General features: G+C 72.0%; 17 protein-coding genes and 1 pseudogene. 11 read left to right on the forward strand and 7 right to left on the reverse strand.

What is annotated here, in order from left to right; genetic code table 11:
• Window positions 1–622 precede the first annotated feature (622 nt).
• The 7 genes from rpmI to CUC05_RS08455 all read left to right on the forward strand — a co-directional run bounded on the left by rpmI (window position 623) and on the right by CUC05_RS08455 (window position 7,536).
• Window positions 623–820, forward strand: coding sequence for a 50S ribosomal protein L35 (gene rpmI, locus CUC05_RS08425; protein WP_108665637.1), 198 nt, complete (start codon window positions 623–625; stop codon window positions 818–820).
• A gap of 97 nt (window positions 821–917) precedes the next feature.
• Window positions 918–1,271, forward strand: a complete 354-nt coding sequence (rplT, locus tag CUC05_RS08430) for a 50S ribosomal protein L20 (RefSeq protein ID WP_108665638.1) — start codon at window positions 918–920, stop codon at window positions 1,269–1,271.
• A gap of 2 nt (window positions 1,272–1,273) precedes the next feature.
• Entirely contained in the window at window positions 1,274–2,188 is a 915-nt protein-coding gene (locus tag CUC05_RS08435) for a TrmH family RNA methyltransferase (protein WP_108665639.1), read from the forward strand.
• A 2-nt stretch (window positions 2,189–2,190) separates the two neighbouring features.
• The gene (locus CUC05_RS08440; protein WP_108665640.1) at window positions 2,191–3,312 is read left to right on the forward strand and encodes a sensor histidine kinase; all 1,122 of its coding nucleotides are present in this window, start codon (window positions 2,191–2,193) and stop codon (window positions 3,310–3,312) included.
• Window positions 3,313–3,429: 117 nt separating this feature from the next.
• Entirely contained in the window at window positions 3,430–4,503 is a 1,074-nt protein-coding gene (gene pheS / locus CUC05_RS08445; RefSeq protein WP_205712211.1) for a phenylalanine--tRNA ligase subunit alpha, read from the forward strand.
• A 27-nt stretch (window positions 4,504–4,530) separates the two neighbouring features.
• Entirely contained in the window at window positions 4,531–6,948 is a 2,418-nt protein-coding gene (pheT, locus tag CUC05_RS08450) for a phenylalanine--tRNA ligase subunit beta (RefSeq protein WP_108665641.1), read from the forward strand.
• 12 nt (window positions 6,949–6,960) lie between these two features.
• Window positions 6,961–7,536 carry a hypothetical protein gene (locus tag CUC05_RS08455; protein WP_108665642.1) on the forward strand — a complete coding sequence of 192 codons (576 nt, stop codon included), beginning with the start codon at window positions 6,961–6,963 and terminating at the stop codon, window positions 7,534–7,536.
• A gap of 44 nt (window positions 7,537–7,580) precedes the next feature.
• Here CUC05_RS08455 and CUC05_RS08460 read toward each other — a convergent pair whose 3' ends face one another.
• The 4 genes from CUC05_RS08460 to CUC05_RS08475 form a co-directional block, all read right to left on the reverse strand.
• Window positions 7,581–8,507 carry a molybdopterin-dependent oxidoreductase gene (locus tag CUC05_RS08460; protein WP_108665643.1) on the reverse strand — a complete coding sequence of 309 codons (927 nt, stop codon included), beginning with the start codon at window positions 8,505–8,507 and terminating at the stop codon, window positions 7,581–7,583.
• Window positions 8,504–9,289 carry a cytochrome b/b6 domain-containing protein gene (locus CUC05_RS08465; RefSeq protein ID WP_205712212.1) on the reverse strand — a complete coding sequence of 262 codons (786 nt, stop codon included), beginning with the start codon at window positions 9,287–9,289 and terminating at the stop codon, window positions 8,504–8,506. Before CUC05_RS08465 ends, CUC05_RS08460 begins: the two co-directional genes overlap by 4 nt.
• Window positions 9,290–9,309: 20 nt before the next feature.
• A complete protein-coding gene (locus tag CUC05_RS08470; protein WP_108665645.1) occupies window positions 9,310–10,260 on the reverse strand; it encodes an ROK family protein in 951 nt (316 codons plus the stop codon).
• 82 nt (window positions 10,261–10,342) lie between these two features.
• Window positions 10,343–12,322, reverse strand: a complete 1,980-nt coding sequence (locus CUC05_RS08475) for a cell wall-binding repeat-containing protein (protein ID WP_170127956.1) — start codon at window positions 12,320–12,322, stop codon at window positions 10,343–10,345.
• A gap of 102 nt (window positions 12,323–12,424) precedes the next feature.
• On the opposite strand from CUC05_RS08475, the gene CUC05_RS08480 reads away from it, so the two are divergent.
• On the forward strand, window positions 12,425–12,703 hold the full coding sequence (locus CUC05_RS08480) for a DUF2277 domain-containing protein (protein ID WP_108665647.1): 279 nt from the start codon (window positions 12,425–12,427) through the stop codon (window positions 12,701–12,703).
• A 26-nt stretch (window positions 12,704–12,729) separates the two neighbouring features.
• On the opposite strand, the gene CUC05_RS08485 is transcribed toward CUC05_RS08480, so the two are convergent.
• Window positions 12,730–13,170 (reverse strand): hemerythrin domain-containing protein, encoded by a 441-nt coding sequence (locus CUC05_RS08485; RefSeq protein WP_108665648.1) that lies wholly within the window; start codon window positions 13,168–13,170, stop codon window positions 12,730–12,732.
• 63 nt (window positions 13,171–13,233) lie between these two features.
• Between CUC05_RS08485 and CUC05_RS08490 the strand changes: the two genes are divergently transcribed.
• On the forward strand, window positions 13,234–14,706 hold the full coding sequence (locus tag CUC05_RS08490; protein ID WP_170127957.1) for a TIGR03560 family F420-dependent LLM class oxidoreductase: 1,473 nt from the start codon (window positions 13,234–13,236) through the stop codon (window positions 14,704–14,706).
• Between the two features lie 92 nt (window positions 14,707–14,798).
• Window positions 14,799–16,595: a GMC oxidoreductase gene (locus CUC05_RS08495; RefSeq protein WP_205712213.1), complete on the forward strand. Its 1,797-nt coding sequence runs from the start codon at window positions 14,799–14,801 to the stop codon at window positions 16,593–16,595.
• Window positions 16,596–16,662: 67 nt separating this feature from the next.
• Here CUC05_RS08495 and CUC05_RS26090 read toward each other — a convergent pair.
• Window positions 16,663–17,079 (reverse strand): annotated as a pseudogene (locus tag CUC05_RS26090) (SRPBCC family protein); the annotation flags it as partial.
• Window positions 17,080–17,199: 120 nt separating this feature from the next.
• Between CUC05_RS26090 and CUC05_RS08505 the strand changes: the two are divergent.
• Window positions 17,200–17,454, forward strand: a complete 255-nt coding sequence (locus tag CUC05_RS08505; RefSeq protein ID WP_108665651.1) for a hypothetical protein — start codon at window positions 17,200–17,202, stop codon at window positions 17,452–17,454.
• A gap of 302 nt (window positions 17,455–17,756) precedes the next feature.
• On the opposite strand, the gene CUC05_RS08510 is transcribed toward CUC05_RS08505, so the two are convergent.
• Complete coding sequence (locus tag CUC05_RS08510; protein WP_170127958.1) at window positions 17,757–19,997, reverse strand: thiamine pyrophosphate-dependent enzyme; 2,241 nt, start codon at window positions 19,995–19,997, stop codon at window positions 17,757–17,759.
• Window positions 19,998–20,080: the final 83 nt, after the last annotated feature.

Here is a 20,080-nt window from a genome sequence, read left to right on the forward strand (position 1 = left end):
CAGGAGGGCCGGGTGCCTGTGCACCTCGGTCGGTGTCTCGGCCGAGGTGCACAACTTCGCCGCGCCCCGCGCCCCGCGCCCACCCGCCGCGAGCCCGCGCCCCGCGCCCACCCGCCGCGCGCCCACCCGGGGCGCCGAGTTGTGCAGCACAGCCGGGGGGTTGGCTGAGCCGCACAGGAGGGCCGGGTGCCTGTGCACCTCGGTCGGGGTCTCGGCCGAGGTGCACAACTCCGCCGCGCCCCGCGCCCCGCCCCGCGCCCCGCGCCGCGAGCCCGCGCCCCGCGCCCCAGCCCCAGCCCCACCCCCACCCCCGCGTCCGCGTCACGCGGTCCCGTCCGCGGCCCTCGGCCCACCGGCCGACACCACGGGTTCGGCAGATCGTGACGATCTGACGTATCATCGCGAGTCCATACCAAGTGGGAGCGGCTTTCCCCACCTACCGGGCAACGACTCGCGTGGGTCCATCACGTCAGAACGCCAGCCCGATCCAGGGCTGGTCGGGATCGTCGTCGGCCGCTGCCCCTGCGCAGCGGCCGCGTTGCGTTTTCCCGCCGTGACCACGGCGACGCCAGAGCAAGACCCACGACAGCTCTCCCAAGAACCGCCCCATCAGGAGCACGTCATGCCCAAGCAGAAGAGCCACTCCGGCGCCAAGGACCGCTTCCGCGTCACCAAGACCGGCAAGGTCATGCACCGCCGCCAGAACCGCAACCACCTCGCGGAGCACAAGCCGCAGCGCCGCAAGCTGCGCCTGCGCAAGGACCAGCCGCTGCACAACACCGCAGAGGCCAAGACCATCAAGCGGATGTTGGGCCAGTAGCCCAGTCCCCGGGCTCCTGCCCAACCTCGCGGATGCTGGGCCAGTAGCCCGTCCGCGCACCACTCTCACCACGACACACCTCAGCTAGGAGACAGCAATGGCACGCGTCAAGCGCGGCGTCCACGGACGCAAGCACCGCCGTACAGTCATGAACCGCGCGAAGGGGTTCCGGGGGGCACGTAGCCGCCGGTACCGCGTCGCAAACGAGACGATCCTGCACGCCGATCGGTACGCAACCCGCGACCGTCGCGCGAAGAAGCGGGACTTCCGCAAGCTGTGGATCACCCGCATCAACGCGGCGGCCCGCCAGGACGGCCTGTCCTACAGCCGCTTCATGTTCGGCCTGAAGCAGGCCGAGATCGAGGTCGACCGCAAGATCCTGGCCGAGCTGGCCGTCAACGACCCGGCGGCGTTCTCCGCGCTCGTCGAGCAGGCGAAGGCCCACCTCTAGGGATGGCGATCGCTCCCGAGGGGCTCGAGGCACCCACCGAGGTCGACCTCGAGGAGTCCGCGTTCGACGTGAGGGCGCTGGTCAACGCACCGGTCATCACGTCGGCCGCGAACAGCTCCATCAAGGCTGCGGCCAAGCTGGCGGCCCGCAAGGGTCGTCGGGACGAGGGGCTGTTCCTCGTGGAGGGCCCGCAAGCGGTCAGCGAGGCGGTGGACCAGCTCGTCGAGCTGTTCATCACCCCCGAGGCCGTGCACGGCCACGTCCACCTGCTGCGTGACGCAGCTGACGCGGGGGCACGGATCCGCACCGTGACCCCCGAGGTGCTGCGGGCGCTGGCCGACACGGTCACCCCGCAGGGCATGGTCGGTGTGGCACCGATTCGCCAGGTGGCCCTGGCCGACATCCTGCCGACCGCACGCTTCCTCGTCGTCCTCGACGGCGTCAGCGACCCGGGCAACGCCGGCACGATCGTGCGGACCGCCGACGCGGCCGGCGCCGATGCCGTCGTGTTCGTCCGGGGCAGCGTGGACCCCTACAACCCCAAGGCCGTCCGTGCCTCAACGGGGTCGGTGTTCCACCTGCCGCTGATCACCGGCGTGGACCCCGAGGAGCTGCACACCATCGCCGACGCCGGCCTGCAGCTGCTGGCTGCCGACGTGCACGCGTCGGTGCCGCTGGACGAGGTCGACCTGTCGGTCCCCACCGCGCTGGTGTTCGGTGGAGAAGCTGCAGGTCTTTCGTCGGTGGCCGTCGAGGCATGTAGCGTGTCGGTGCACATTCCGATCGCGACCACGCAGCGGGACGGGTACTCCGGCCATGCCGAGAGCCTCAACCTCGCCGCCGCCGTCGCGGTCATGGCCTACTCGGTCAACAGCGCGCAGTCCCACCCCTCGACGAAGACGCCACCGACGCCCTGACGATGAGCACGCACCTGGCGCAGAAGACCCCCGCCGACATGGCGGCGTTGGAGCTGATCGCCGATGCGGCAGTGATCGTCGGATCCGACGGTGCCATCACCTACGCCAACACCCAGGCGCTGCGCCTCCTCCGGCTGCCGGCCGACCGGGTGGTGGGGCAGGCAGCCGACCACGTCCTGCGCCTGCGGACCGAGGACGGCGCGGACTGGTGGGCCACCTGCACGCCGATGCAGGTCGACGCCGCGTTGTTGCCCCGCATCGCCGAGCAGGAGCTGACCCTCGTCGGGGCCGGCACCTCTCGGGCGGTGGCCATGACCGGTGCACGGCTGGCCGACGACGCCGGCCGGACCACGCAGCTGGTCCTCACCATCCGCAGGGCCGACGCCCGGCGACGCCGCGACGTCGCCCGGTCGGACCTGGTCTCCACGGTGTCCCACGAGCTGCGCAGCCCCCTGACCAGCGTGAAGGGGTTCACCAAGACCCTGCTGGCCAAGTGGGACCGGTTCACCGACGAGCAGAAGAAGCAGATGCTCGCCACCGTCAACGAGGACGCTGACCGGGTCACCCGCCTGCTGGGCGAGCTGCTGGCGGTCAGCCGCATCGACGCCGGTCGGCTGCAGCTCAAGCGACAGATGATCGACATGGCCGCCACCGCCGCGCGCGTGGGCGAACGGGTCGAGGCCGGCGTGGGCCACGGCCGCACGATCACCGTCGACATCGGCGAGCTGCCCCAGCTGTACGCCGACCCCGACCGCGTCGAGCAGATCCTCTCCAACCTGCTGGAGAACGCGATCCGGTACACCAACGGGACGATCACGATCACCGCCAGCGAGACCGAGGAGTTCGTCGAGGTGGCCGTCGCCGACGAGGGCGACGGCATCCCCGAGGAGTTCCTCAACCCCATCTTCACCAAGTTCTTCCGCAAACCCGGCGAGCGGAAGCAGGGAACGGGGCTGGGGCTGTACATCACCAAGGGGCTCGTGCAGGCCCACGGTGGCGAGATCGTCGTCGAGTCCTCCCCGGGCAGCGGGTCGGTCTTCCGATTTACGTTGCCGAAGGGCGGTCTCGAGCTCGCAGGCATCGATCTGTCGGCCCTTCGGCACACCAACGGCGAGAGCCACTAGCCCCGCGTCAGCCACGCGGGCCCTGGCTCGTTCGCGGACTCGCCCGGCGCCGACACCGGCCGCCGCCACGTCCACGCCCCTCACCCCTGCCCCAACGCCAGAGCGGAGCACCCAGCTGTGACCACTGATCCCACCACCGATACCCCGGACGTCCCCACCCCCGACGACGTGCTCGCCCTCGGCGCCGAGGCCGTCGCCGAGCTGCAGGCAGCCACCGACCTCGACGCCCTCGAGGCCGTCCGCCAGACCTGGATGGGCAAGAAGGGTCGCCTGTCGATGGTCAAGCGCAGCCTCGGGAGGATGGACCCCGAGACGCGCAAGGCCGTCGGCCAGGCCGTCAACACCGTGAACGCCGACTTCGGGCGCACCGAGTCCGCCCGGCGCACCACGCTGGAGATCGAGCGTGACCGCGTCGTCCTCGCCGCGGAGGCCATCGACATCACGCTGCCGCCGCGGGTGCCCGCCCGCGGGTCGCTGCACCCGCTCCGCCAGACGCTCGACGCCATCCTCGACGTCTTCGTGGGGCTCGGCTACGAGATCGTCACGGGCCCCGAGGTCGAGTCGGACTGGTTCAACTTCGACGCGCTCAACACGCAGATGGACCACCCGGCACGCACGCTGCAGGACACCATCTACGTGCACGGGCTGACGGAGGCCCCCAAGCGCGACGACGGGACCACCGGGATGCTGCTGCGCACCCAGACCTCGCCGATGCAGATCCGCACGATGCTGGACAACGACCCGCCCGTGTACGTCGCCATCCCCGGCCGCGTCTACCGGCAGGACACCCCCGACGCCACGCACGTGCCGGTCTTCCACCAGATCGAGGGCCTCGCCGTCGACACCGACCTGTCGCTGTCGGACCTGTACGGCACCCTCATGGCCTTCGCCCGGGCGCTCGTCGGCGAGGACGTGAAGCTGCGCTTCCGACCCCACTACTTCCCGTTCACCGAGCCGTCCGCCGAGCTCGACGCCTGGGTACCCGACGGGCAGGGGGGTGGCAAGTGGATGGAGCTGCTCGGCTCGGGCATGGTCCACCCCAACGTCCTCCGCGCCGGCGGCTACGACCCGGAGGAGGTCCAGGGCTTCGCGTTCGGCATCGGCATCGAACGCACCGCCATGGTCCGCTACGGCGTGCCCGACCTGCGGCTGTTCGCCGACAACGACGTCCGACTGCTGTCCAGCTTCTAGCCCGCGGCGTCACGAGGAGAACCCACCATGCGTGTTCCTGTTTCCTGGCTGTACGACTACATCGACCTCGACCTGTCCCCCGAGGAGCTGGCCGACGTCCTGACCATCGGCGGCCTCGAGGTCGACGCCGTCGAGCGGCCAACCACCGGCGCCCGCGGCCTGAAGGTCGTGGAGATCCTGTCCTTCGCCCCCGTCCCCAAGGCCGACAAGCTGTCGCTGGTCAACGCCTTCGACGGCGAGCGCGAGTGGGAGATCGTCTGCGGCGCCAAGAACTTCTCCGTCGGCGACCGCGTCCCGGCGGCGCTGCCCGGCTCGACGCTGCCGGGCGGCTTCGAGATCGGCACCAAGAAGCTGATGGGCGTCACCTCCAACGGCATGCTCGCCTCCGCCCGTGAGCTCGGCGTCGGCGAGGACCACTCGGGCATCTGGCTGCTCGGCGACGACGCCCCCGTCGGTGCGGACGTGACCGACTGGCTGGACCTCGAGGAGGCCGTCCTCGACATCGACCTGACCCCCGACCGCGGCTACGGCGCCTCCATCTGGGGCCTCGCCCGTGACCTGCACGCCCTGACCGGCGCCGACCTGAAGGTCCCGCAGCTCGCCGGCAACCCCGGTGGGAACGCCACCGTCGAGGTGTCCCTCGCCGACGGCACCGGAGTGCGTCGCTGGGACGGCCGCGGCATCGAGGGCGTCACCATCGCGGCCTCGCCGCCTGCGGTCCAGAAGCGGCTGAACCTGGCTGGCATGCGCCCGATCAGCAACGTCGTGGACGCCACCAACTACGCGATGCTGGAGACCGGCTTCCCTGTCCACGCATACGACCGCGCGCTGCTGAGCGGCGGCCTCGTGGTGCGCAACGCCGAACCCGGCGAGGTGCTGACGACCCTCGACGGGGTCGAGCGCATCCTGGACGCCGAGGACGTCGTCATCGCCGACGAGTCCGGCGCGATCGGGCTGGCCGGTGTGATGGGCGGTGACGCCACGGAGATCAACGAGGGCACCACCGACCTGTACGTCGAGGTCGCGGCGTGGGACCCGGTCAAGGTGCTGCGCACCGGCCGGCGCCACCACCTGTACACCGAGGCCAAGTCCCGCTTCGAGCGGACCGTCAACACCGAATGGCTGCCGCAGGGCGCCACGCGGGTCGCGGACCTGATCACGGAGTGGGCCGGCGGCACCGTCGTCGGTGGCCACGACCTCGAGCCGATCCCCGACATGCCCACCCCGATCCGCCTGCGGCCGGCACGGGTCCGGTCGCTGATCGGCATGGACATCTCCGCCGACCGCCAGGTCGAGCTGCTGGAGTCGCTGGGCTGCACCACGGAGGGCGAGGGGGAGGACGAGCGCCTGGTCGTCCCGCCGCCGTACCGCCCCGACATGCGGATCGAGGCCGACCTGACCGAGGAGGTCGCGCGGCTGTTCGGCTACGACAACATCGAGCCGCGCGTTCCGTCGACCGGTCGGTCCGGCCGACGCTCGCCGGAGGACCTGGCGGCGCTGGACATCCGTCGGGCGCTGGCGGGCGGTGGCTGGACGGAGGTGCTGCAGTACCCGTTCATCGCCGACGAGGACCTGGTCGCGCTCGGGCTGGACGACGAGGACCCGCGCCGTCGGACCATCAAGCTGGTCAACCCGCTGTCGAAGGAGGAGTCGGTGCTGCGCACCACGCTGCTCCCCGGCCTGCTGGCGACGGTTCGGCGAAACGTCAACCGCCAGAACACCGACCTCGCGCTGTTCGAGACGGGGCACGTGTTCGTGCCGCCCGGAGACGGCCACGTGGCCCTCGACGGTGGCCCGTCCGGTGTCGAGCTGCCAGCCGAGCCCGACCACGTCGCGCTGATCGCCTGCGGGGCCTTCGAGGCCGGCCGGCACGACAGCGACGCCCGTCCGGTGGAGTTCGCCGACGTGATGGGTGCCGTCGAGCTGATCCGTCGCACCGTCGTGGCCCACGACCTGCGGGTCGAGCGCACCCACGAGATGCCGTTCCACCCCGGACGGGCCGCCCGCGTGTTCTTCGGGGACACCGAGGTCGGCGTGGTCGGCGAGCTGCACCCGCGGGTGTGCAAGGCCTTCGAGGTGCCCGAGCGCACCGTCGCAGCCGAGCTGCGGCTGGACGTCATCGTCGACGGCGGCGCCAACCTGCCGACCGCCGTGATGCCCTCGCCCCTGCCGGGCCTGCGGTTCGACGTCGCCGTCCTGGTGGACGTCGCGGTGGACCATGCGACCGTGCGCGACGTCGTGGCCAGCGCGGCCGGTGAACGGCTGAGCAGCATCGACCTGTTCGACGTCTTCACCGGCGAGCAGCTGGGCGAGGGCAAGAAGTCGCTGGCGTTCTCGCTGCTGCTCGACGACCCCGAGACGCAGCTGACCGACACCGAGGAGGCCGCGGCCATCGAGCGGATCGCCGAGGCGGTCGAGGCGATGGGCGGGCAGCTGCGACGTTAGGGTGATCGGCCGATGCTGATGCCGAAGACGACGTGGGAGGGCCTGGCCGACGGCTCGATCACCTGTGCGTTCCGGCGCTGGAAACGGCCGACTGTCAAGGCCGGCGGCACCCTGCGAACCGCCGCCGGCCTGCTGGCCATCGATGCTGTCGAGCTGATCGACGAGGCCGACATCGCCGAGTCCGACGCCAGGGCGGCCGGGCACGCCTCGGTCGCCGACGTCCTCGCGGCGCTGCAGGAGGGCGCCGACCGGCGGCTGTACCGCATCGAGTTCCACCACGCCGGGGTCGACCCGCGCGTGGCGCTCCGCGAGGCCGACGAGCTGTCCGACGCCGACCGGGCCGAGCTGGACGCGGCGCTGGCCCGGCTGGACGCCGCCGCCGACGACGGTCCCTGGACGTCGACGTTCCTGCGCCTGATCGCCGACCACGAGGGCACCCGCGCCCCGGACCTGGCCGAGATGGTCGGTGAGCCGGAGGTGCCACGCTTCAAGCGACGGGTCCGCCGCCTCAAGGCCCTGGGCCTGACAGAGTCCCTCCGCGTCGGCTACCGCCTGTCCCCCCGCGGCCGCGCCCACCTCACCGACTGACGAGTGTCGCCACGCGGGCGTCGGCCGCCGTGAGCCGACACGCGTCAGTGGGAGGAGTCCCAGTCGTAGCCGCGTTCGGCCCAGTAGTCGGCCGGGCGGTCGGTGGTGAAGCGGATGGTGCCGATGCGCTTGAGGGCCTTGATGCCGTAGTGGAGGGGAGTGACCAGCCGCAGCGGCGCGCCGTGGTCGCTGGTCAGCGGCTGCCCGTTGAGGCCGGTCGCCAGCAGGGTCTGGGGGTGCATCGCGGTGTCGGCGTCCAGCCCGACGTAGTACGCCTCGTCGGGCGTGACCAGCTGCACGTAGCCGGTGTCGGCCAGCAGCGACTCGTAGCGGCCGGCGAAGTCGGCGAAGCGGATGCCCTCCCAGGCGACGACGGCGCTCCACCCCTCGATGCACTTGTGCTCCGTCACCTGGTGCACGGGGCTCGCCCCGTCCAGCACGTCGGCGAGGTCGAGCTCGTCCAGCAGCTGCCCGTCGGGTCCCTCGACCCGCAGCCGCCAGGCGGCCTCGTCCAGCGGGGGGTCCAGCCCGATCGTGCCGTTCACCCGGATGTCCTCGGCGGCGGTGACGTCGAACTCCGGTGCCAGCCGCCCGGGGTCGTACAGGGTCGACCAGACGGTCTCGTTCCACTCGAACCCGCGACGCAGCGGCCACGGGATGTTGCCGTCCTCCGGGGCCCGCAGCAGCCACCCCCAGCCCAGGCCGAGCGCCGCCACCCCCGCCGCGCCGGTCAGGACCGACCGGCGGGTCCGCTGGACGTACACCGCCCGGCTGACCCTCGTCGTCTCGGCCCGGGCCTGCGCGGCGAAGGCCTGCGCGCGTCGTTCACGGACGGTCGGGGCGGGGTCGACCCCACCGTGGAGGAAGCCGACGACCTCGTCCGGCTCGTCGAGGTGCTGGCCGTCGAGGTCCTGGTCGTCGAGGTGCGGGTCGTCGAGGTCCGGGTCGTCGCGGTGCGTCGGATCGGTCACGGCCTGCGCTCCTCCGGGACAGCGGAGTACTCGAACCCGGTCACCATCGACATCAGGTTGCCGAGCCCCGAGCGGGCGACCTGCACCAGGTGCAGGACGACGAAGGCCGAGAACGCGATCGTGGTCCAGAAGTGGATCAGCCGCGCGGTCTCGTATCCGCCGAACAGCCCCGTCAGCAACGACAGCTGCGTGGGCTTGTAGATCGCGAACCCGGTGCCGACGATGAGGAACGCCAGCAGCACCACGCCGGTGTAGGCGATCTTCTGGGCGGCGTTGTAGCGGCCGTGCGGCGGGGCGTCGGCGCGCAGGTGCACGTCGTGGAGGACGACGTCGACGGCGTCGCGGGCGTCGTACCGGTCGGGCACCAGGTGACGCCACTGGCCGCTCCGCGCCAGGTAGGCGACGTAGAACACGCCGTTGAGGACGAACAACCACCCGGTGTTGAGGTGGAAGGCGATGCCCTTGGCCAGCCGTCGCTCCAGCCCGAGGGCTGAGTAGAACCCGTCCGGGAAGAACGCGAAGACCTCCCACGACCCGACCCCGGCGGCGTAGACGTCGTTGGCCCAGTAGATCCGCAGCCCCGACCACATCATCACGGCCAGGATCGGCACGTTCAGCCAGTGCGTCCATCGGATCACCCGCGGATGGGCCTCTCGGGCGAGCAGGTCGGGCGGGGGTGAGGGGGCTTCGGTGCGCACGAGGGCTCCGGGCGTGGGGAATGCCTGATCCTCGCCGGGAACGTCGGCGGCCGCCACCGTCATCCGATGGCGGCCGCCTGTCATGGCTTCGTAAGGGTCGACGATCAGGTCGTGAAGGTCAGGGCCGCCGCACCGATCACGCCCGAGTCGTCGCCGAGCTCGGCCAGCACCCACCGGCGGGGGACCTCCGGGGCGATGAGGCGCGGACGAACCGCGTCGGCGATCCGGTCGACGTGCTCCTGGCCGAGCTTCTCCGCCAGGCCGCCGCCGAAGACGATCGTGTCGACGTCCAGGACGTTGATCACCCCCGCGATGGCCACGCCGAGCGCGGCCACGGATTCCTCCATCAGCCGGACCGCCAGGGGATCGCCGTCCCTCAGCGCACGTTTCCAGACGCCGGAAGTGAGCCGGTCCTTGCCCTTGGACGCCATGATCGTCGGCAGGGAGGTGCGTTCGCCCGCGGCGATGGCCTCCTGGACGGCGGCGGCCATGGACGCACGTCCGGCGTAGGCCTCCACGCACCCCTGTCGGCCGCAGCCGCACCAGCGTCCGCCCTCGACCGACACCGGGACGTGGCCGAGCTCGCCGGCGGTGCCGGAGCTGCCGTGGTGGACCCGGCCGTCGATGACCAGGCCACCGCCGATCCCGGTCCCCAACCAGCAGCCGAGCACGATGGTGCCGCCCGTCGCCGCGCCGAACCGGGCCTCGCCGAAGGTCCCCACGTTCGCGTCGTTGCCGAGCTCCACCGGCAGGCCCAGCCGGTCCTCGAGCATCGCGCCCAGGGGGACGGCGTCGTCGAAGCCCGACAGGTTGGGGGCGTGGAGCATCACGCCGTCGGAGATCGGTCCGGGCGCGCCGACCCCGACTCCGACGACCGGGTCGTCGGTGTCGGCGGCGATGGCCTCGACCGCCTCCGCGATCGCGGCCACGACCGCGTCGGGCCCCTCGACGGGGGTGACCTGCTTGACGTGGCCCTCGGCCCGTCCGTCCTGGTCGACTCGAGCGGCCAGCACCTTGGTGCCACCGAGGTCGACGCCGATGTGGGTGCCCATCATGGGTCCTGACGATAGGGGGAGGTGTGGCCGCGGCACACGATGTGGTGTGGCGGCGCGCGAGGTGTGGTCGCGGGTGGGCGGGTCAGCCGACCCGGACCTGCCCGACGCCGTAGTCCTCCAGCGGCACGCCGTTGCTGTCGACGTCGAACTTGCCGTTGCCGTTGCCGGCCACGACGACGACCGTCCCACAGTCCGTGCCCTCGGCAGCGGAGATCTGGAACGTCAACGTGTCGTCGGTCACCGAGACGGGGCCGGCGGCCTTCGTCGGGTCGATCGGTTCGCCGTCGATGGAGGTGATGCTCAGCAGCCCGTTGTCGGTGGCGCCGAACCCGTCGGCCCCGCCGTCGTTGTCGGCGTCCTCGAAGGTGTCCGCACCGGCGCCGAGGACGTCGGTGCTGCTGCAGGGGAACAGCAGGATGTTGAGGTCACGCGAGATCGGGGTGTCGTCGAACCGGCCGTTGACGGTGAAGGTCACGGGCTGCGACGGGCTGGCGGTGACCGGTTCGTCGGGGTCGACCCTGAACACGAGGGTGTCGGCCGGACGGTCGGGGTCCGACGGTTCGGTGGGCTCCTCCTGCTCGCCGTAGCGCACGACGCTGGTGCCGTACGCGACGGTCGGTCGGCCGGCCCCGTCGACCGGAAGGGGGTCGGTGGCGGCGTCGAAGGCCACCACGACCGAGCAGTCCGGTGCGCCGGAGGACACCTGGATGCCGAGCCGGTCGTCCTCGGGCTCGGCGTCGCGGACCAGCTGGCTGTCGTCGACGTCGACGAAGTTGATGCCGGTGATGATCGCCTCGCCGGTGTCGCTGGACCCAAGGCCGTCTGCTGCGCCGTCGCCGTCGGCGTCGGTGAAGACCGCCGATCCGTCGGTGTCGACCTCGACGCTGTCGCAGGCGAACAGCCCGACGTGCAGGGCGGTCGCGCCACCCAGCTGGGTGACGGCGATCGTGTCGAGCTGGGACAGCTCGGTGTCGAGCGCCAAGGGGTCGACGGTGTAGGCCGGCAGGGCGTCGTCGCCGCCCTGGCCCGGCTGCTCGCCGGCACCGCAGGCCTCGGCGGCGGTCTCGGCCTCCTCCAGCACCGCGGTGGACACCGCGGCCTCCCCACCGACGGCCTGGACGACCTCGATGGTGCCGCAGTGGTCGCGGAAGAACGCGCGCCCCTCCTGCGACAGGACCTCGGGGGTGGCGCTGATGACCAGCGGACGCAACCCCTTGCCGGCCAGCTGGGCGGCGGTGATGGAGTCGGGGAAGTCGTCGCCCCTGGCCAGCATCACGTCGTCGGTACCGAAGCCGAGCTGCTCGGCGGTCCAGGCCGCCACGACGGTGGAGGTCTCCACGCGGGTGTCCCCGCCGAGGCGCACGACCCGTACACCACGGTCCTCGATGGCGTCGACGACCGCCTCGGACACCGCGGCCGGTCCACCGAGCACGACGACCTGCTCGACGTCGGCGTCGTCGATCAGCGCGGCCGCCTCGTTCCGCAGGACGTCGGTTTCGGTGTACAGCACGGGTGTGGGGCCGGCGTAGGCCATCGGGCTGCCGGCCAGTGCGTCGGCGAAACCCTCGCCGTCGGCCAGCAGCACCGTGGCCAGCCCGTCCACGTTCGGCAACGCGCCGTTCTCGATGGCCGCGCGGGCCACCACCTCGGCGGTGTCGTACTGCGACTCGCCGAACAGGCGCGTCACGTTGCGGCCACCGTCGGCCAGCTGGTCCGCCACGTCCTCGGACACGCTCGACGTGCCGCCGACGATCACGATGTCGTCCACGCCCAGGCCGTCGAGCGCGTCGACGGTCTCCTGCGGCAGGTCCTCGGGGTAGACCAGCAGCAGCGCCGCGTCCAGGGCCCCGGCCAGCGCCGTGCCGGCGAGGGCGTCCTGCGGCGCGACGGCCGTGGCGATCACGGCCGTGCCGGTGCCGTCGGGGAAGGCCTGGTCGGCAAGCGCAACTGCCGTGGCGACCCGGTTGGGTCCCGCGACCCGGGCGGGCGTGACGTCCTCGACCGCACGCGCTGGCGCGACGGGGAACGCCACGAGCAGGCCGAGCATGGCGAGGGCAGACATGATGACGCGAGAGAGTGAACGGGCGTTGTCCATGGGCGTGTCCGTTTCCGCAGTGGTCAGGGAGCAAACATCCGGGCGCGGGGACCCGGCACAATGACCCGCATGTGCCGAAACATTACCGAGCTGAGGGGCCTCGAGCCGCCAGCCACCGAGGACGAGATCGCCGCCGCCGCACGGCAGTACATCCGCAAGGTGACCGGTATCCGCCAGCCCAACGCCGCGGTCACCCCCGACTACGAAGCGGCGGTCGAGCGGGTCGCGGCGGTCACCGCCGAGCTGCTGGGCGGCCTGCCCCCGCGCCGCCAGCCACCGAGCAAGGTCCCGCCGATGCGCATCCCGCACGTCCGCGAACGCATGGGGCTGCCGCCGCTGGAGGGCTGACCCCGGGACGTCGGGCCGTGACGGGTTCAGCTCGCGGCCAGCTCCTCCATGTGGGCGCGGTACTCCTCGGCCAGCCGTGACTTCTGCTCGTCGGTCAGCGCCTTGCCGGCCATCTGGAACACCTCCTGCTCCTCCTCGTCCAGGTGGTGCTCGACCCGTTCCTTGAGGGTCCGCGCCGTGGCGATCCACCCGGGGGAGGACATGTCGGTGGACTCCAGCTCCTCCACCAGCTCGTCCATCTCATGGTGCTCGGCGACGGAGTGGCGCGACTTCTCCTGCGTCAGGTCGTGCTCCATGAGCGGCACGTAGAAGTGGCGTTCCTCCGCCAGCGCGTGGCGGTCCAGCTCGTCCTTCAGCCGGTCGAACAGCTCGCGGCGACCGTCGCTGTCGCCGTGGGTCTTCACCAGCTGGTCGAGGAGTGTGCGCTGCGTGTCGTGGCTCTCGCGGAGGGCTTCGAAGATCGTCATGGTCACCCGTGTTCCCGTTCGGTGGCGTCCCGAATCGTCCCGAGAGGGGAGTATCGTCGTGCCGTGCTGCGCCTGCCCACCCGCTGCCTGGTCGTCCTGATCGGGCCGTCGAGCGCAGGGAAGTCCACGTGGGCAGCGCGGTACCTGCGGCCCGAGCAGGTCGTGGCCAGCGACGACCTGCGTGCCGTCGTGGGGGAGACCCGGCACGACCAGCGGGCGGGCAACGACGCCTTCGACCTGCTCGAACGCATCGTCGCCATGCGCCTGAAGAAGCGGCTGCTGACCGTCATCGACACGACCGGACTGCAGGCCGACCGGCGGGCCGCGTGGGTGGCCCTCGCCCACCGGCACGGGTTGCCCGCCTTCGCCGTCGTCTTCGACACACCAGCCGCGGAGGTCCGTGCCCGCAACGCCGCCCGCCTGCCGCGCATCCCGGCGGGGGCGCTGTCCCGCCAGATCCGGACGGCCGAGGTCACCACCGACGACCTGCTGCGCAGCGAGGGGTTCGACCGGGTCGTCCGTCCCGACGACGCCGTCGTCGTCCCGCCGGACCTGCTCGACGCCCCGTCCCTCCACCACCGCCAGACACAGGAGCCCGTCACCATGCGATTCGGCCTGCAGCTGCCCCGCTTCGACCCTGAACCGCCCGACCTGGCCAGCCACCTGCGCGAGGTCGCCCGGGCGGCGGAGGACGCCGGGTTCCACTCCCTCTGGGTCATGGACCACCTGATGCAGATCCCCCAGGTCGGCAGGGAGTGGGAGGACATGCTGGAGTCGTGGACGACGCTGGCGTGGATGGCTGGCGTCACCGAACGGATCCGGCTCGGCACGCTGGTCACCGGCATCACCTACCGCAACCCCGCACACCTCGCGAAGATCATCGCCACCGTCGACGTGCTCAGCGGGGGACGGGCCATCGCGGGGCTCGGTGCCGCCTGGTTCGAACGGGAGCACGAGGCCTACGGCTGGGGGTTCCCCGACGTCGCCGACCGCTACGCCCGGCTGCGCGACGCCCTGCGACTGCTGCCGCTGATGTGGGGGCCCGGATCGCCACGCTTCGACGGCGAGACGATCACCGTGCCGGAGGCGATCTGCTACCCGCGCCCGCTGCAGGAGCAGGTGCCGATCCTGGTCGGCGGGTCCGGTGAACGAACCACCCTGCGGCTGGTCGCCGAACACGCCGACGCCTGCAACCTCTTCGGGGACCCCGAGACGGTGGCCCGCAAGCTGGAGGTGCTGCGCGGCCACTGCGCCGACGTCGACCGTCCGTTCGACGACATCGAGGTCACCACCCTCGGGACGGTCCTGGCCGCACCCGACGCCGACACGCTGGCCGGTCGGGTCGCCGAGCTGACCCGCCCCGACCGCGCGCCCGAGACCACCGCGGAGTCCCTCGGCGCCGGCACGATCGAGGACCAGATCGGCCGGTTCCGCGCCTACGCCGACGTCGGCGTCCACACCGCCATCATCAACCTGCCGGTCACCACCCCGGAACGGGTGGCCGAGCTGGCCCCCCTGGTGGCGGCGTTCGCCTGACCGACCCACGGGTCGATGGCGTTCGCGCCGCTGCCCGAGACGTGCAAGAGTGTTGACTTAACGCCGTTAACCGACCGAGCCGGAGGGCACCGATGGCGCGAACGCACACCGACCGCATCGACACGATCGAGACCGACGTGGCGATCATCGGCTCCGGGTTCGGGGGCAGCGTTTCTGCCCTCCGCCTGACCGAGAAGGGCTACGACGTGACGGTGGTGGAGGAGGGGCGCCGCTGGACCGCCGAGACGCTGCCGACCACGAACCGACGGGTCGACAAGTTCTTCTGGTTCCCCCGGCTCGGCATGCGGGGCGCCCAGCGCATGACGCTGCTGAAGGACGTCTTCATCCTGTCGGGCGCGGCCGTCGGCGGTGGCTCGGTCATCTACGCCAACACCCTCTACGAACCGCTGGAGCACTACTGGACCGACCGGGCGTGGGGCCACATCACCGACTGGCGTGACGAGCTGGCCGCCCACTACGACCAGGCCAAGCGGATGCTGGGCGTGAACCAAGTGCCCTTCCACTCGCCGGCCGACGACCTGCTGCTGTCCATCGGCCGGCGCATGGGGGTGGAGGACACCTTCCACAAGACCGACGTGGGCGTCTGGTTCGGCACACCCGGCAGGACCGTCGAGGACCCCTACTTCGGCGGTGTCGGCCCTACCCGCACCGGCTGCATCAGGTGCGGCAACTGCATGGTCGGCTGCCGGCACAACGCCAAGAACTCCCTGGACCACAATTACCTGTACCTGGCCGAGAAGCAGGGCGCGCGGGTCGTGCCCGAACGCCGCGTGGTCGACATGCGGCGCGCCAGCGACGGGCGATGGGCGCTGCTGGCCGAGACGCCCGGGACGCCGCTGTGGCGGACCCCCGAACGGACCGTCATCCGGGCCGACCAGGTCATCTTCTCGGCCGGGTCGCTGGGCACCCAGAAGCTGCTGCATCGCTTCGCAGAGGATGGGCCGCTGGACCACATCTCGCCCCGCTTGGGCAGCCTGACCCGCACCAACTCCGAGGCGATCGTCGCCGCCAGCGCCGGGACCGACGGCGTCGACTACTCCAGGGGCGTGGCGATCACCGCGTCCATCCACGTCGACGAGCACACCCACATCGAGAACGTCCGCTACGGCAAGGGCAGCGACGCCATGCGCGGCATCACCGCACCCATGGTCGACGGTGGTGGCGCCATCCCCCGCCCCCTCCGCTTCCTCCTGATGCTGCTGACACGCCCGGGGGAGTTCTTCCGCAACCTCTTCCAGACCCGCTGGCCCGAGCGCACCGTCGCGCTGCTGGTCATGCAGTCCCTCGACAACTCCCTGCAGACGATCCGCAAGCGCACCCCGTTCGGGTCGTTCCTGTCCACCGAGCAGGGTCACGGGTCACCGAACCCGACGTGGATCCCCGCGGCGAACGAGGCGGCCAGGATCGGTGCGGAGGAGATGGGCGGCACCGCGGTCGGGTCGATCTTCGAGGCGACGCTCAACGTGCCCACCACCGCACACATCATCGGCGGCGCGCCGATCGGCGACTCACCCGAGACCGGCGTGATCGATCCGTACCACCGCCTGTACGGGCACGAGGGCATCCACGTCTGCGACGGCGCGGCCATCACCGCCAACCTCGGGGTGAACCCGTCGTTGTCGATCACGGCGATGACGGAACGGGCCATGTCGCTGTGGCCCAACAAGGGGGAGGAGGACCCTCGGCCCCCGCTGGGTGCGCCCTATCGGCGCGTGGCCCCCGTGCCGCCGCGGTCGCCGGCCGTCCCCGCCGACGCCCCCGCGGCGCTGCGCCGGGGGTGGGGCCCGCCGCGTCGACGGCGCGACGGCGAACCTCCTCCAGGTTGCGGGTCATCGACTCGCGGAAGGCGGCGAGGCGGCCCTCGATGATCTGCTCCTCCTGGTCGGGGTTCTGCCTGATCGCCCACGTGAGACCGGAGCGGCCCGGTCCCAGCCGCACCCATTGCGTGACCGTCGTCCCGTCGTCGGAGGGGGAGAGCTCGAACCCGAAGGCGGAGTAGGCCCCGTGTTCGCTGTCGTGGCCGGGGACCCACGTGAAGCGGCGCGGGGGGTCCAGCTCGGTGATCACGCAGCGGGCCGTCCAGGCCAGGTCGCCGCGACGGTTGTGGCCGTCGAACCGGGCGCCCACGGCGGGTTCGGCGTGTCCGTCCACCCACTCGACTCGCTGCAGCTCGGGGCTGTGGTCCACCGGCAGCGTGATGTCGGTCACGATCGGCCAGATGGCCTCCGGCGTCGCCGGGATGTCCAGCTGGACGGCAGTCGTCGGCTCGTCGTCGAAGCGCACCATGGTCGGCAGCCTACGACGGAAGGGCACGGTCCCGTCGGCCTCCGGCAAAGCGGTAGTAAAGATCATTACGAAAGGGAACCCGGGACGGTTGAAACGCGTCTCGAGGGGAAGGGTGGGCCGCGTACACGGGTTCACCCCGAGACCGGCCCGAACCGCGGGCACACCACACCATTCAAGGGGACCACGATGACCAACGAGATGACGACCGAACAGCTCGTGTCCCAGCTCGTCCTTGCCGCCCAGTGGGACGAAGGGATGCACGAGGCCGCCCCCGTCCGCGCCGCCGCGCAGATGCTCGGGATCGACCCGAGCGACCGGCGCCTGGACGGCGTCACGGCCCTGGTGGCCGCCGCCACCGACATGAACTGGCAGGAGCGCGTCGGCTACGCCGCCCACCTGCTGCTGGTCGACGACGTGGCCGAGGTGCCGGTCGCCGCCTAGCACCCCGAGTGCCCGCCGATCAGCGGGCACCACCACAGGACGTCATGCCGAACCGTCCCGGGTCGCCCTCGAGCACTCGACACCGTACGGCCCCTGACACACCGAGACGACGACGCTGGCTCCCCCCGGCGTCGTCGGCGCTTTTCGGCACGATCGGGGCCTGCGTCGCGCATGGCCGACGCCGGCCCCGATCGCGCCAGCAGGGGGCGGCGCAGTCGACCCCCCCGGGCCGGGGTCAGCGGGCCGCCGGGGTCGGCGGGCGGTCGGGGTCGGCGGGCCGCCGGGTCAGCGGGCGGTCGGGGTCAGCGGGCAGCCAGGTCCAGGGCGGCGGCGACGACCTGGCCGGTGTCGACCAGGACGGTGTCGGCGGCCGGGCCCAACGGCACGAACGAGTCGGCTGCCCGCACCGTCGACATGGGCACCGTGACGCCCCGCTCGATCGTGCCGGCCAGCAGCGCATCGGCCACCCCGCCGGCCGTGGCGCGGCACTCGTCGACGACCAGCAGCCGGCCGCAGGCCTCGGCTTGGCGGGCGACGGCCTCCAGCGGGAGGGGGCTCAGCCAGCGCAGGTCCAGCACGCGGGCGGCGACGCCCTGGTCGGCCAGCAGCCGCGCGGCCTGCAACGACATGCGCAGGCCGTTGGCGTAGCTGACGATCAGCATGGTCGGCTCGGCCTCACCGGGCGGGTCGTGGATCCCGACGTCGCCCGGCAGCAGGGGGTCCGAACCCGGTGCGGGGTAGTCGAACAGCCACTCGCCGTCGCCGGGTTCGTGCAGGTCCTTCTCGTGGTACAGCGCGATCGGCTCGAGGAACGCCACGACCCGGCCGTCGATGGCCGCCATCGCCATGGCGGTCCGCAGCAGGCGGGCGGCCTCGTCTCCGCGGCTCGGGCAGGCGATCGCCAGGCCCGGGATGTCGCGCAGCGCGCCGATGGAGTTGTCGTTGTGGAAGTGGCCGCCGAAGCCCTTCTGGTAGGCGAGCCCGGCGATGCGGACCACCATCGGGTTGGTGTACTGCCCGGCGGAGAAGAACGACAACGACGCGGCCTCGCCCCGGATCTGGTCGAGCGCGTTGTGCACGTAGGCCAGGTACTGGATCTCCGGGACGGGCAGGAAGCCCAGCAGCGCCGCACCCTGCGCCACCCCGAGGATGGTCGTCTCGTCCAGCAGGGTGTCGAAGACCCGGTCCCGCCCGAACCGCTCCTGGAGGCCCGCGGTCACGTGGTACACGCCGCCCTTGCGGCCGACGTCCTCGCCGAAGACCAGCGCTTCGGGCCGGCGGGCGAGCTCGTCGTGGAGGGCGGCGTTGATGTGGGCGGCCATGGTGCGGCGGGCCGGGGCGGTGGCGTGCTCGGGCAGGTCGTCGCCCAGCGCGGCACGGCGCTCGTCGTCGGGCAGGGCGCCGACGGCGTCGGCTGCCACCTCGTCGGGATGCCACGGTGCCAGCGGGGCCATCACGGCGGCGCGGTCGGGCAGGGTGGCCCCGCCGGCCAGCACGTCGGCGGCTCGCTGGACCCGTTCGTCGACCTCGGCGGCCAGCAGCGCCATCCCGTCGCCGTCGGTGGCGCCCAGCGCGGCCAGCCGTTCGCCGGCCAGGGCGATCGGGTCGCGTTCCTCGTCGGTCTCGATCTCGGGCAGCGTGCGGTACGTGGCCTCGACGTCGGAGCCCGCGTGGCCCCACAGCCGGACGGTCTTGAGGTGCAGCAGCACCGGCCCACGGGTGCGACGGCAGTGGTCGACGGCCTCCTCCACCGCCGCCCAGACCTGGTCGATGTCTCCCTCGGCCGGGACGTACTTCAGGTGGGGCAGGCCCGAGAAGCTGGAGTGGATCCATCGCCGCGGCGTGTCGACGCTGATCCCCAGCCCGTTGTCCTCGCAGACGAAGACGACCGGCGCCCGTGCTCCCCGCCGCTGGCTGTACCGGGCGGCGTTGATGCCCGCCAGGGCCGAGGCGTGGTTGGCCGAGGCGTCCCCGTAGGAGCACACGACGATCGCGTCGTCGGGCACGTCCAGCGCGTAGCCGAGGCGACGGGCCCGCTCGATGGCGAACGCCGTCCCGACCGCCTTGGGCAGGTGGCTGGCGATGGTCGAGGTCTGCGGCGGGATCCAGCCGGCCACGGACCCCCATACCTTGTGGCGGCCCTCGGCGATCGGATCCGATGCCGCGGCGGTGAAGGACCGGATCGTGTCGCGGATCGGGTCGACATCGGCGATCTGGCGCGACCGGGCCATGACGAACCCGCCGGAGCGGTAGTGCAGGAACGCCGGGTCGGTCGGCCGGGTCAGCGCGCCGATGACGGCGTTGGCCTCGTGGCCCGCCGAGGAGATCGTGTAGTAGGACTGCCCGCTGGCCTTCAGGCGCCGGGCGGCCACGTCGAGGGACCGGGACGTCAGCATGTCGATCAGCAGGTCACGGGCTCGCGCGACGGTCAGGCTGGAGCCCTCCACGACGGGGTCGTCGTCGGCCAGCACGGGGCCGGGGCCGGTGGCCCGCCCGAGACGACGCTGCAACCGATCCTGGACGATCTCGACACGGGTCCGCATGGCGCGGGAGCGTACCGGCACGACCGCCCCGACGACGTGCGCCGGCCCCGCCCGGTCGAACGGCCACCCCGACGTATTGCATA

It is taken from the genome of Euzebya rosea (assembly GCF_003073135.1).
Classification (GTDB): domain Bacteria; phylum Actinomycetota; class Nitriliruptoria; order Euzebyales; family Euzebyaceae; genus Euzebya; species Euzebya rosea.

Coding starts and splice junctions, on each gene's coding strand:
- CUC05_RS08440 (WP_108665640.1), top strand. CDS start 2,191: ATGAGCACGCACCTGGCGCAGAAGACCCCCGCCGACATGGCGGCGTTG.
- CUC05_RS08470 (WP_108665645.1), bottom strand. CDS start 10,260: ATGATGGGCACCCACATCGGCGTCGACCTCGGTGGCACCAAGGTGCTG.
- rplT (WP_108665638.1), top strand. CDS start 918: ATGGCACGCGTCAAGCGCGGCGTCCACGGACGCAAGCACCGCCGTACA.
- pheT (WP_108665641.1), top strand. CDS start 4,531: ATGCGTGTTCCTGTTTCCTGGCTGTACGACTACATCGACCTCGACCTG.
- CUC05_RS08480 (WP_108665647.1), top strand. CDS start 12,425: ATGTGCCGAAACATTACCGAGCTGAGGGGCCTCGAGCCGCCAGCCACC.
- rpmI (WP_108665637.1), top strand. CDS start 623: ATGCCCAAGCAGAAGAGCCACTCCGGCGCCAAGGACCGCTTCCGCGTC.
- CUC05_RS08435 (WP_108665639.1), top strand. CDS start 1,274: ATGGCGATCGCTCCCGAGGGGCTCGAGGCACCCACCGAGGTCGACCTC.
- CUC05_RS08510 (WP_170127958.1), bottom strand. CDS start 19,997: ATGCGGACCCGTGTCGAGATCGTCCAGGATCGGTTGCAGCGTCGTCTC.
- CUC05_RS08495 (WP_205712213.1), top strand. CDS start 14,799: ATGGCGCGAACGCACACCGACCGCATCGACACGATCGAGACCGACGTG.
- CUC05_RS08505 (WP_108665651.1), top strand. CDS start 17,200: ATGACCAACGAGATGACGACCGAACAGCTCGTGTCCCAGCTCGTCCTT.
- CUC05_RS08475 (WP_170127956.1), bottom strand. CDS start 12,322: ATGTCTGCCCTCGCCATGCTCGGCCTGCTCGTGGCGTTCCCCGTCGCG.
- CUC05_RS08485 (WP_108665648.1), bottom strand. CDS start 13,170: ATGACGATCTTCGAAGCCCTCCGCGAGAGCCACGACACGCAGCGCACA.
- CUC05_RS08465 (WP_205712212.1), bottom strand. CDS start 9,289: ATGACAGGCGGCCGCCATCGGATGACGGTGGCGGCCGCCGACGTTCCC.
- CUC05_RS08455 (WP_108665642.1), top strand. CDS start 6,961: ATGCTGATGCCGAAGACGACGTGGGAGGGCCTGGCCGACGGCTCGATC.